This window comes from Deltaproteobacteria bacterium HGW-Deltaproteobacteria-6 (assembly GCA_002840435.1).
Classification (GTDB): domain Bacteria; phylum Desulfobacterota; class Syntrophia; order Syntrophales; family Smithellaceae; genus UBA8904.
Genome location: PHAT01000001.1, coordinates 242222 through 254736, shown reverse-complemented (window position 1 = coordinate 254736; position 12515 = coordinate 242222). Strand labels below are relative to the sequence as shown.

General features: G+C 50.0%; 9 protein-coding genes. 8 read left to right on the top strand and 1 reads right to left on the bottom strand.

Annotation, left to right across the window (positions count from 1 at the left end; all coding sequences use genetic code 11):
• Positions 1-44: 44 nt before the first annotated feature.
• Complete coding sequence (locus tag CVU71_01180; protein PKN20434.1) at positions 45-944, bottom strand: hypothetical protein; 900 nt, start codon at positions 942-944, stop codon at positions 45-47.
• A gap of 139 nt (positions 945-1083) precedes the next feature.
• On the opposite strand from CVU71_01180, the gene CVU71_01175 reads away from it, so the two are divergent.
• From CVU71_01175 to CVU71_01140, 8 genes are all read left to right on the top strand, one after another.
• On the top strand, positions 1084-5274 hold the full coding sequence (locus CVU71_01175; GenBank protein PKN20433.1) for a CoA activase: 4191 nt from the start codon (positions 1084-1086) through the stop codon (positions 5272-5274).
• A gap of 65 nt (positions 5275-5339) precedes the next feature.
• Entirely contained in the window at positions 5340-6185 is an 846-nt protein-coding gene (locus CVU71_01170; GenBank protein PKN20432.1) for a hypothetical protein, read from the top strand.
• Between the two features lie 215 nt (positions 6186-6400).
• Positions 6401-8854 (top strand): serine/threonine protein kinase, encoded by a 2454-nt coding sequence (locus CVU71_01165; GenBank protein ID PKN20431.1) that lies wholly within the window; start codon positions 6401-6403, stop codon positions 8852-8854.
• A complete protein-coding gene (locus tag CVU71_01160; protein PKN20430.1) occupies positions 8850-9659 on the top strand; it encodes a hypothetical protein in 810 nt (269 codons plus the stop codon). Before CVU71_01165 ends, CVU71_01160 begins: the two co-directional genes overlap by 5 nt.
• A 3-nt stretch (positions 9660-9662) precedes the next feature.
• Positions 9663-10364, top strand: coding sequence for a hypothetical protein (locus CVU71_01155; GenBank protein ID PKN20429.1), 702 nt, complete (start codon positions 9663-9665; stop codon positions 10362-10364).
• Between the two features lie 645 nt (positions 10365-11009).
• On the top strand, positions 11010-11804 hold the full coding sequence (locus CVU71_01150) for a tyrosine protein phosphatase (protein PKN20428.1): 795 nt from the start codon (positions 11010-11012) through the stop codon (positions 11802-11804).
• A 22-nt stretch (positions 11805-11826) separates the two neighbouring features.
• Positions 11827-12072, top strand: a complete 246-nt coding sequence (locus tag CVU71_01145; protein PKN20427.1) for a hypothetical protein — start codon at positions 11827-11829, stop codon at positions 12070-12072.
• A 151-nt stretch (positions 12073-12223) separates the two neighbouring features.
• On the top strand, positions 12224-12451 hold the full coding sequence (locus tag CVU71_01140; GenBank protein PKN20426.1) for a hypothetical protein: 228 nt from the start codon (positions 12224-12226) through the stop codon (positions 12449-12451).
• Positions 12452-12515 lie beyond the last annotated feature (64 nt).

The following is a 12515-nucleotide window of genomic DNA, read 5'->3' as shown; positions in this document are numbered from 1 at the left end:
CCTTACCTGCGCTTATAACCGGAATGACATCCTGTTCGAATTAATTATGCCCGGCGTCTCCGCAAATCCAGCCACATAATGTAAAGGATCATCACGACGCTGTAGACAGCGGAAGGCAGAGCCGCCTCTTCTTCAAAGAGCACAATCGCCAGCGCCCCGGCAATGCCCTGGTTTTTTAATGTCCCCAGCAGAACCAGGCTGATCATGTTTTTTTGATCTCCTTTCAAAAGAACACCAACCTTTTCAATCACAAAACCAAGACCAAACGTCGCGGCCAGCACAACCCCGGTAATCGGCAGGATCATCTGCGGACTGGAAATAATCAAATCGCGGTTCACGCCGATGATCGAATACAGGACGATAAAAAATCCCCAGTCCGTCATCATGCCGCGGACAGGCGCAATCCGGTCCTGCCAGTTGAAGCGAAGAATCAACCGGGACAGAATCAAAGGCAAAACAATTAAAAGCAGCATAATCTGAATCAGTTTATAAGGCTCGGCAAAGCCCGTTCCCATGAATATCCAGAACATGAAAGGCATGATCAGGAGGGCCGCCAGATATGATGCCACGGTGCCCGACAGGGTGTAAGAGACATTGCCGTCGAGGATGGCGGTAAACGGAATCACCGCCACCGCCGGGGGCACCGCTGCGATCAGCACAAAACCGATCCACAGGTTCCGATCGGTAATCAGCAAAGCTGCGAAAGCCAGAATCACGCCGCCCAGAATGCCGTAAGTCATCAGTATTCCGGCAAGCGACGGCATCAAAATGGCGCGGGGCTTCAGAAAATAGTCGTTGGATACATTAATCGTCGCCAGCGTCATGACCAGCGCCAGCGCGGGCATCATGATCAGTTTGGTCCACGCAGACGGCCCGGGAAGAGCAAACCCGAACGCAATGGCCAGAAAAAAAATAAAGTTGCGGTCATTTAAAATACGAAACATTTTTAATCCTTTATACTTGAACTGATCATAATGGAATATGATATTTTTTTCACTGATAATTTCAGAAACCTATGCTAATCTTCGCGGCAGCAATAAAATAATTAATACAATAAATACTATCATTGGATAAAGAATACCTATGCTGCAAATCGTTGGAATAGATATCGGTTCGGTTGCGCTGTCCGTCGTTGTTACCGATGAAAAAGGCGTGGTGGTTAGCTCATTTTACCAGTTTCATCGCGGCGCCATTGCCGACACCCTGCGTTTGATACTCGATAGCATCGACATTTCCCTGATTGGCGGCATTGCCATGACCCAGGCCGGCCCCGAAATTCTGCAGGACGTCCTGCGGGTTGACACCCAGATCGCCATGATTGCGGCCGTTAAAAAATACCATGCCGCGGTCGGCAGCGTTTTATTCATAGGCGGCGAAAACTTTGGTTTGATTTCGTTCAACCGTGAGGGCGATTATGAACGATTCCGGTCAAACTCCTCCTGTGCCGCGGGCACCGGCAGCTTTCTGGATCAACAGGCAAAGCGCCTCAATCTCAAAAGCATCGAAACGCTCAGCACCATTGCGTTTTGCAACCAGAGCAACACGCCGAAGATTGCCACGCGCTGCGCCGTTTTTGCCAAAACCGATCTCATTCATGCCCAGCAGGAAGGTTATTCCGTGGGCCAGATCAGCGACGGACTTTGCGAAGGCCTGGCTAAGAACGTCATTGACACGCTTATGCCCGATTCCCATATTCAGACCCCTTTGATCCTCGCGGGCGGCGTTTCCATGAATACCGCCGTGGTCAAGCATTTCCGCAATCTCCTGCAGACGGAACCCGTCATCGGCGAATACAGCCATCTCTATGGCGCAATCGGCGCGGCCCTGCTTTACCTGGAAGAAACAGATCCCGAGCCGCTTGGCATAAAAGCCTGGGATGACCTTTTCGTCAGAGAAACCAAAGAAAAAACCTACGGCTATCCGCCGCTTAAGCTGACGCTTTCGAGTTACCCGGAATTTATCACCAGCACCAGTTATCTTTATAAGCCCGGCAGCAACGCCGCAGCCGTTGAAGTGGATATTTATCAGCCCCTTCATAAAAAGCAGGCCGTCTATCTGGGCATCGACATCGGTTCGACCAGCACCAAAGCGGTTTTGATTAACAACCACAACGCCGTGCTGGCCGGTCTTTACACACAAACCGCGGGCCAACCTGTCAAGGCGGTTCAGGCGATCTTTGAAGCCATTGACGATATCACCCGAAAGCGGGCCTGTGAGTTTATGTTCAACGGCGTCGGCACCACCGGATCAGGCCGCAAGTTTATCGGCCGCATCATCAATGCCGATTTGATCATTGACGAAATAACCGCCCACGCGCGCGCCGCCTACGAACTCAACAACGAGGCGGACACGATCATCGAGATCGGCGGACAGGACGCCAAATTTACCACTATGAAAAACGGCATGGTCACCTCCTCCGTCATGAACAATGTCTGTGCCGCCGGCACCGGCAGTTTCATTGAGGAACAGGCCGTAAAACTGGGCGTCAGCCTTGCCGACTACGCCTCGCGCGCCATCAATACGCCATCGCCTATATCCAGCGACCGCTGCACCGTTTTCATGGAACGCGACATTAACAACTATCTGACGGAAGGATATTCCGTCGATGAAGTGCTGGCCAGCGTTCTGCACTCCGTATGTGAAAATTATCTGACCAAAGTCGCGGTGGAGGGCAGCATCGGGCAAAGCGTCTGCTTTCAGGGGGCAACCGCCCGCAACCGTGCGCTGGTCGCGGCCTTTGAGCACCGCCTGAATAAACCCATTTTTGTTTCCCGGTTCTGCCACCTGACCGGCGCGTTAGGCAGCGCGCTGATTCTGGCGGAAAATGCGGTCAGGGATTCCGCTTTCCGCGGCCTTGCGCTTTACTCGGAAAATATTCCCGTGGAAAACGAAGTCTGCGAACTGTGCCGGAACAACTGCAAGATTAATAAAATCACGATTCAGAAAGAAACCGTAGCCTACGGTTTTCTCTGCGGACGCGACTACGACACCAAGCATTACGTCGGCACGACTAAAAAACAATATGACCTGATCAAAGAACGAAGCCTGGTCTTTCCGCAGGCCAAAAAGCCCGCCGCCTATAAAAAGAAAGTCAGAATCGGCATCCCCCATGCCCTTTATCTGGCGGAGGAGATGCCGCTGTGGAAGCATTTCTTTGCCACCTTAGGCGTGGAAACCGTTACCTCCGCAGGCTTAAAAAACGCCATCAAGTCCGGCAAAAAAATTGCCGGAGCGGAATTCTGCGCGCCGATGAACGCCTTCTTCGGTCATGTGCAATATCTGGTTGACAAATGCGATTACATTTTCCTGCCCGTGTATCTGGAAGCCGTCAAACAAAAAGACGAAGATTACCGCTACTACTGCTACTATACCCAGTTTGCGGCCACTTTGTCGGCGGGCGCGAAAAGTCTGCATCTGAAAAACAAGACCATCATGCCGGTCATCGACCATTACTCATTTCAATCGCGCATCGAACTCTTTTCCCTGCTGAAATCGATCCTGAATACCGGCTACTGGGAAATTTACAACGCCTATGAAGCGGCGCTTTCCTTTTATGCGGAAGGCTGCAATAACCTGATTAACGTCTATCAGCGGGAAAAGCCCGCAGCAGGCCAGATCAGCGTGGCGCTTCTGGGCAGGCCTTACGCCATCATGCAAAACTCGATGAATAAAGGCATTCCGGACATTTTCAGCACGCTCGATATCAAAACCTTTTATCAGGACATGCTGCCCGTGGATCAGGAAGATTTATCCGAAATCGAGCCTCTGCTCAAGAGAATGCACTGGAGTTATGCCGCGCGGATTTTAAAAGCCGCGCTCTATATCGCCCGCACGCCCGGCCTCTATCCCGTTTACGTGACGTCGTTCAAATGCAGCCCCGATTCCTTCTCGCTGGAATATTTCAAACGCATTCTGGATCAATACAGCAAACCTTATCTGATTCTGGAGCTTGATGAGCACGATTCCAACGTCGGTTATGAAACCCGCATCGAGGCGGCCCTGCGCTCGTTTGACAACCACCACCGGAACAAAGACCTCCGGCTGGTTTCTTCACGCAAGCTCCCGCTTAATTCCGAAAGCGTCGCTAAAATCAAAGACAAGACCCTGCTCATTCCCTGCTTCGACCCCATCAACTCCAAACTGCTGGAAGCGGTGTTTATCAGGGAAGGCGTTGATGCGCGGATGGTGCCGCTCACTGAAAAAATCGTTCAGCGCGGCCTGCGCACCAATACCGGACAATGCCTCCCGGTCAACCTGATGGCCGAAAGCTATATGAACTACATCGAAGAAAACCTTCTGGACCCCGCCCAGACCGTCGGCTGGTGTTTTGACAGCCACGTGGCCTGCAATATCCGGCTGTATCCGCAATTCATGAAAGCCATCATGGAAGCCGCGGGCCGCGGCATGGAGGACGTGGATATGTACGTCGGCAGCCTGTCGCTTTCCGACATTTCCATGCAGGCCTCCATTGAGGCATACTTCGCCCACATGTTCGGCGGCATGCTGCGCAGAATCGGCTGCAAGATCCGCCCCTATGAAAAAGAAAAAGGCATGACGGATAAACTGATCGCCCAGTCCGTGACCATCCTTTACAACACGCTCCTGGGCGGCAGGAACAAGGACGACGATCTGATCCGTGTCATCAACCTGTTTAACAAAATAGAAACCGTCCCGGGGCATCGCCCGAAGGTTGCCATCTTCGGCGATATGTACGCCCGCGACAATGACGTCTTCAACCAGGATTTGATTCACGCGATCGAGGAATACGGCGGCGAAGTCATCACCACGCCGTTTAATGAATTCGCCAAGCTCATTGCCAGCCCCTACATGCGGCGCTGGTTTCTGGAAGGGGAATTCATGGACGTCCTCTTCACCAAAACGCTGATCACGCTGGTCAACCAGCTGGAGAAAAGCTACTATAAGATTTTCAATGAATTATTGAACGAACCGCCTTTTGTCAGCGACATCGATTACAAAAAAATCTATGATAATTTTAATGTGACCGTGCAGCACTTCGGCGAGTCCACCGACAACCTGCTGAAGATTACGGCGTTGATGCAGCATTATCCGGACATATCGCTTTTTGTCCAGACCAACCCGGCCTTCTGCTGCGCCGGCCTGGTCACCGAAGCCATGGCTTCACGTATTGAAGAATACACCGGCGTTCCCATCGTGACGCTCAACTATGACGGCACCGGGAAGAACATCAATTCTAAAATCCGGCCCTATATTAAATTTCCACGCCGGAAAGCAAGTGTAAGAGTTGTTCGATAAGACACCTGCAGTTTGATAATATGTCGGGCCGGGCTGCCGCCGTTGGCCGATAGGACAAGATTATAATGAAACACCAAACTGAATATCCCGGAGGAAAGCTTTTGCTGTTTATGAAAAAAAACGAAATCGTCATAAAATTTTCGGTCATCCTATCGATCTTTTTCCTGTCGGCCTTCCTGTTGCCCGCAACCGGCACGGCGGCAGGCTGGTATTTACGCGGAACGGTCGGCTATGAAAAGTCGCTCACGGCTGATTTTTCCGACACGAACTGCGCATCGGCCAATCCACCGGCGCTGTTCGGCTGCGCAAACGGCAACAACGGACAACCCATCGGCGCCTATGGTGATTTCGGACGTTTTCCATTGGTGGAAGCAGCCGTGGGTCGTCAACTCCTGCCCTGGCTGCGGGCTGACCTGTCCGTTGCCTATCGCTTCAATATGGATTACAGCGGCAATGCCAACTTCCTTAATGTCGGCGCAAACCAGCCCGTTTCAGCGAAGGCTGATTCCTTAAGCGGCATGGTTAATTTGTTTGTTGATATCAACGGGCTCCTGGCCGGCAAAAAATTATGGCGTTTTCAACCCTATGTGGGCGGCGGTGCCGGCCTGTCCTATAACCGGATCGGGCAGATGACTTTTCGGTACCCGGATAATCCGGGGGCGCACAAGGTCAGCATTACACCGTCCGGAGACCGGAAGGACTTCGCCTTCATGCTGGCCGTCGGCACCGGCGTCATGCTGACCGGTCAGCTCAGCCTGGATGTTGCCTACCGCTACTTCGATCTCGGCCGCGTGGAAACTTCTCCGGGAAATATGTATATGGATACCAGACCCGCGGGAATCGCCGTCAACGGCATCGAGTCCCGCCTGCGCACGCATGGTCCGGCCGTTGGACTGCGTTACCAATTTTAAGGCAGGGTATCGTACTCCATGACATTCAGGCCTCTGCCCTCATGCCCCTCGATGGATGGTGTGCTTTGCCTTGTTCCTCCTGATCGCAGCGGCGCATTTCATCCCCTCTTTATTTTTTAAAATATAAACAAGAAATCTTGCAAAATTCTCGTCGGTTATGATAGAAATACATTACCAATGATGATGTAAATGTATACTTCCCATAAGGAGTCCGCATGAAGAAATTTAAAAAGTCGACGATTTCTGATTTTATTACCGGCATCGTTCTGACATTGCTTGCCCTCTTCGCCTTTTTACTATCCTGGGGACCTCTGGAAACACTGGAATACGGCCTTTATGACTTACGCGCCGGCCTGCGGGCGCAGCAATCCACCGCTCCTGTTGCCCTCATTGCCATAGATGAACAAAGTATTGCCAACCTTGGCCGCTGGCCGTGGCCGCGCGCTTCCATTGCCGCCATGGTCGACCTGCTGCATTCGTATAACGTCAAAGTAATCGGTCTGGACATCATTTATTCCGAAAAAGACGCCAATCAGGGGCTTATCGAAATACGCAACCTGGCGAAGACCCTGGAAGGCAATTCCACTTATGACTACGTTTTAATGTCCCTCAAGGAATCGGAAACAAGACTGGATAATGACGCCATTCTGGCCAATTCGATTGCCGTGAATAAAAATGTCGTGCTGCCGTTATTTTTTGTACCCGGCGTTCCCACGGGGAGAGTCTCCTCAAACCTGCCGGATTATCTGCAAAAAAACTCTTTGGCGCCGCTTTCCACGGACAACAGCGTCACGGCAAGCCAGCTCATTCCCCCCATTGCCGAATTTGCCGCCATTTCCCAGGGACTGGGCCACATCAATATTATGCCCGACCACGACGGCACCGTGCGCAGCGAGCCGCTGTTCATTAACTTCGAAGAAAAACTTTTTCCGTCCTTTGCCCTGCAATTAACATTAAAATATCTCAATATCGATTTGAAAACCCTGCGGCTGGGGCAGGAAATAAAATTCGGCCGCAAAGCCATACCGGTTAACGAAAACAACAGAATGCTCATCAGCTTTAACACCGGAATCCCCTCCTATTCATTTTTCGATGTCGTCAATAAGAAAGTCGCGCCGGACGTTTTTAAAGACAAGATCGTGATTATTGCTCCCACCGCGGCCGGATTGAGCACCATGCAGGTCACAACAACCGCGGTCAACGTGCCGCCCGGGACCATTATCGCCAATGTCATCGACAACATCATTTCCAACGATTACATTGTGCGCCCGGATTGGGCGGGCATGCTCGAACTCATCATGATTATTGTCTTCGGACTTTACATCACGCTGGTTATCCCGCATATTAAAGCCGGCATCAGCGCCATCGTCTCTTTTGTTCTCCTCCTGGCCTGGATGATGGCGACCATTTATCTTTTTGCCGGCTACGGCTACTGGATCAAAGCGCTTTATCCGGCCCTCCTCCTGCTGATCGGCTATATTGTCATCGTCTCCAAACGGTATCTGCTGACGGAAAAAACAAAAGACCGCATTGAAGCGGACAGCGTCGAAACCAACAAAATGCTGGGTTTGTCCTTTCAGGGACAGGGCCTCCTGGATATGGCTTTTGACAAGTTCCGCAAATGCCCGGTGGAAGATGAATCCGTCAAAGAGCTGGTTTATAATCTCGGTCTGGATTTTGAACGGAAACGCATGTTCAACAAGGCGGTAGCCGCTTATGAACATATCGCCAAGGCAGGCGATTTTAAAGACATCAAGGATCGCATCAAGAAGCTGACTGCCGCCGGTGAAACCATGATTTTCGGCCTGTCCGGCGCCAAAAAAGATTCGACTGTCATCATGGACAACACCGTCACCAAACCCACCCTGGGGCGTTATGAAATCATGAAGGAACTGGGACGCGGGGCAATGGGCACCGTTTTCCTGGGCAAAGATCCGCGCATCAACCGCGAAGTGGCCATTAAAACCTTGCGCTATGAAGAAGTGGATGCAGAGCAGCTCGATGAAGTAAAGAAAAGATTTTTCCGGGAGGCGGAAGCCGCCGGCAAGTTGTCCCACCCGAACATTGTAACCATTTATGACGTCGGTGAGGATTACGAAATCGCTTACATGGCCATGGAACTGCTGGATGGAACCGATCTGGAAAAATATGCCAAAAAAGAAAACCGGCTGCCGATGGAAGAAATTATCCGGGTTGCCGGCTGCGTCGCTTCCGCGCTCGATTATGCCCACTTAAACGGCATTGTTCATCGTGATATCAAACCCGCCAACATCATGATGCTCAATAACCGCGAAGTCAAAGTGGCGGATTTCGGAATTGCCCGGGTTATGGCTACTTCCAAGACACAAACCGGAGTCATCATGGGCACACCGAGCTATATGTCACCCGAGCAGATAGCCGGCAAAAAAGTGGATGGCCGTTCCGATTTATTTTCCCTGGGGGTGGTTTTATATGAACTGATTGCCGGGGAAAGGCCTTTCACCGGAGACAGCATTGCCACGCTGATGTATAACATCACGACATCTCAGCCGCCGTCGATCAAAGAACTGTCTCCGGACATACCGGATAAACTGGCGCCGATCCTGGAAAAACTTCTCTCCAAGGATGTGGAAGCCCGCTACCAGAACGGCAGGGAACTGGCTGATGATCTGGCCAAATGTTTGAATTAAGGAGGCCCCATTGAACTTAACCGCCTTGGGAAAAACCGATCAGGGTCAGGTGCGCGCAAACAACGAGGATAACTTCTTTGTCGATGAAAAACTCGGCCTCCTGGTTGTGGCCGATGGCATGGGCGGACATGCGTCTGGTGAAACGGCAAGCAAACTGGCCGTTAATGTGATGCGGGATTATTTTCAGGGAAGCCGGCAGGTGATCGGACAGTACAATTCTTCCTATTCCGAAGTCACCAACAGACTGAACTCCGCCGTCCATCTTGCCAACATGGCCGTCTTTGAAGCGGCCCAAAGCTCGCCTCAGTTAAAAGGCATGGGTACAACCATTGCGGCTGTCTGCCTCAATGGAAATCAATTAAGCATCGCCCATATTGGCGACAGCCGTGTTTATCTCCTGCGTTCCGGCAACATCGATCAGTTGACCGACGATCATTCCCTCGTTCAGGAGCAGGTCAAGCGTGAACTGATCACCAAAGAAGACGCGGCAAATTCGGAAATGAAAAATGTCCTGACCAGAGCGTTAGGCGTCAGCGCGGACACCGAGGCGGCTTTGGACGAGCTGACCCTGTTTGACGGGGATATTCTGCTCTTGTGCAGTGACGGCCTCTATAATATGATTCCGGACGAGACGATGCTGGATATCGTAACTCTGGCAGGCTCTGCTTCAGCCGCATGCGACGCCCTGATCAATACGGCTAACGAAAATGGTGGTAAAGACAACATTACTGTGGTTTTAGGTTATATAGAAAAGAATAAATGGTATTCAGCTTTGTTAAAATTTGTGGAATCTTTTCGGAGGTGAAGTATGGCGAAGATCTTACTGAAATACAAAGAAGCGGTTGTTAAAGAAATTGCTCTGGATAAAGACAATACGACTATCGGCAGAAAACCGGACAACGACATCGTCATCGATAATCAGGCGGTATCCGGACATCATGCCTTCATCAAGATGGAAGACGATAAGTTTTTAATCGAAGATTTAAGCAGTTTGAACGGCACATTTCTGAACGGTCAGAAAATTTCCAAAGCCGAAATATTTAACAGCGATGTCATCCTGATCGGCGTCCATACCCTGGATGTCATCTCCGACAAAAACCGGGATGCCGGCCAGAAAACCGCCACGGTGCGCGGCCGCTCCATGTCTGAAACAATGGTGATTAACCCCGAAGATCAAAAGAAGATCATCGCCGCAGCCGATAAAACGGCGCCGGAGGCGCTGGGAGGTTTTCTGGTCATTGACGGATCAACCGATCAGAAAGATTACGTGCTCAAAGAAAGGGTTTCCGCAATCGGCAAGGAAGACGGCTCCGCAATCAAACTGAAGGGATTTTTTGCACCCAAACTGGCCGCGCTGGTCAACCGCCGGAAGGAAGGATATTTTATCACGCCATCCGCGGGCAAAGACCTGAAAGTCAACGGTCAGGTTATTGAACGCCGTTACGATCTGAAAGACGGCGATATGCTGGAAGTCGGCGGATTGAAATTACAGTTTTATATAAAGGAATAAAAATAATTCGTGGTTGAATATGTCATTCCGAATTTATGAAAGGAAACTTAACTGAACGATTGTCTTTCCAACCATGTCATTCCGAATCCCGATAAAGTCGGGGTGAGGAATCCTTGTCCCGAAACTTACCATGTCATTTCGAAGGAGTCCCGATTTTTCGGGACGACGAGAAATCCTTTTCCCGTAACACATCCAGAGATCTTAAAGATATCTCCCGTTGGTCGATATGACAATGCAGGAATTCTAAGTTATGTCCCCGGCATGCGCCGGGCTGTCGCCTTCGGTCGATGCGACAATGCTTTACTACAGCACTAAACAAGCCATAAGCGTTTCCCCGTTACCGAGCCCCATTGTATAAATGGGATTGCAAACCCTTCCCCGCTTTCCCCACAAGGATTAATTCATCTTTTTTGTATCATTTTTGTATCATCTTTGTTGATTTATAAACATCCATTTGCTAGGATTGTTTTCGTGAATTTTTAAACAATGCTTTCAATTCTATTAAGATATTTCCACTTTTCATACCGGGCAAAGTGGTGAAAGACAATAAGACATCATCAGCAGGATATTTTACATAAATTGCTTTATTTCAGTAACACCAGGCGCGATTCAAAAAGGGTTATGTAACTCAGAGGGCGGAGCTGTATGATCGACCTGCACAACCATATTCTTCCCGGACTTGACGACGGAGCCGACACCTGGTCCAAGAGCATTGATATGGCCAGAATGGCCCTGGCGGACGGCATTACCGGCATTGCCTGCACGCCTCACTGGATTCCTGGAAGATACAATAATCAGAGAGCGCAAATCATCACGGCAGTAGAAGATTTCAGAAAACAACTTGCCGATCATGAAATCGCCCTGAATATTTATCCCGGCGCGGAGCTCAGGCTGGACATCACGCTTCCCGAAAAAATCGCATCCGGTGAGCTGATGACGATTAACGACACCGGAATCTACGCCCTCATTGAATTGCCTGATGAATCCATTCCCGATCATCTGGAAGATTTTCTCTGGAAGCTCGCTTTAAAAAACATCAAGCCGATCATCAGCCACGTTGAACGGCATCCCCTGTTGCACGAAAACCCGGAACGCCTTCTGAAATGGGTGGAAATGGGCGTTCTAACGCAGCTGACGGCAGCCAGCGTTCTGGAAAAATTCACGCCTGAAATTCGTGATTTTTCACTGATGCTTTTAGAACATCGTCTCGTCCACATACTTGTTACCGATTCGCATGGCCTTCATTTGAGATCGCCTAAACTTTTCGAAGGTTATGAAGCGGTTAAAAATATTATCGGCGAAGAAGCCGCCCGCAAAATGGTTTATGATCTGCCGCAAAATATTATTGACGGCAAGGAAGTGTTCACCGATGATCCCGTGCCCTTAAAAAAGAAAAAACGGTTTGATTTTTCAATCGCTTCTTTCTTCAAAAGGAATTGATCCGGAAAAAGCTATACACATGATGAGACCTTTGCATAATGTCATTTCGAAGGAGTCCCGATTTTTCGGGACGACGAGAAATCTTAAAGATCCCCCACTGCGTTTCGGGACAAGGATTTCTCGCTTCGCTTCGATCGGCAGTGCATCCCGAAAGGGGAGTACGTTAACAAAATTTCATTTCCGCACCGAAAATCTGAGCGCGCAGAGCGATGATTCCAATGACAAATTAGGATTGAATTTGCAAATTGTAAAAATCGGAATGACATAATTGTTTCTCTTATGCAATTGTACAAGGCTCACAGTAACCTCACCCTCTTCCCATCTTACAAACCCTTATGAAACAATGTCCGAAATGCGGCTCTAAACATATTCACCACAGACGTATTAAAACCGTTGAAGAACATATCCTGGCGGTTTTAATGCACCGGCCCTATCGATGCAATGACTGCGGCTGGCGCGGCATCGGAAAACATTCATCTTCATGGATGAAGCACCCGGCAAAATACAGCAAAAATCAGCTGATTCTGATTGTCATTCTGGCAGCCATCTTTATAATCCTCATCTTATGGCTGGTGTCCCGCGAACCGGACAAAGAAGAAATACCTTTGCAAGAAGGACGACTGTATCAAACCAGCACTCTTGCATAACCATTTAAACCAGTCGTCTCATGCGTGGTTGTATCCACTGACGATCTTATGCCCTTTAAAAGAA

Excerpts from the sequence above, each read along its gene's own strand:
- CVU71_01180 (PKN20434.1), bottom strand. The coding sequence starts at position 944 with ATGTTTCGTATTTTAAATGACCGCAACTTTATTTTTTTTCTGGCCATT.
- CVU71_01175 (PKN20433.1), top strand. The coding sequence starts at position 1,084 with ATGCTGCAAATCGTTGGAATAGATATCGGTTCGGTTGCGCTGTCCGTC.
- CVU71_01170 (PKN20432.1), top strand. The coding sequence starts at position 5,340 with ATGAAACACCAAACTGAATATCCCGGAGGAAAGCTTTTGCTGTTTATG.
- CVU71_01165 (PKN20431.1), top strand. The coding sequence starts at position 6,401 with ATGAAGAAATTTAAAAAGTCGACGATTTCTGATTTTATTACCGGCATC.
- CVU71_01155 (PKN20429.1), top strand. The coding sequence starts at position 9,663 with ATGGCGAAGATCTTACTGAAATACAAAGAAGCGGTTGTTAAAGAAATT.
- CVU71_01150 (PKN20428.1), top strand. The coding sequence starts at position 11,010 with ATGATCGACCTGCACAACCATATTCTTCCCGGACTTGACGACGGAGCC.
- CVU71_01145 (PKN20427.1), top strand. The coding sequence starts at position 11,827 with ATGAGACCTTTGCATAATGTCATTTCGAAGGAGTCCCGATTTTTCGGG.
- CVU71_01140 (PKN20426.1), top strand. The coding sequence starts at position 12,224 with ATGCACCGGCCCTATCGATGCAATGACTGCGGCTGGCGCGGCATCGGA.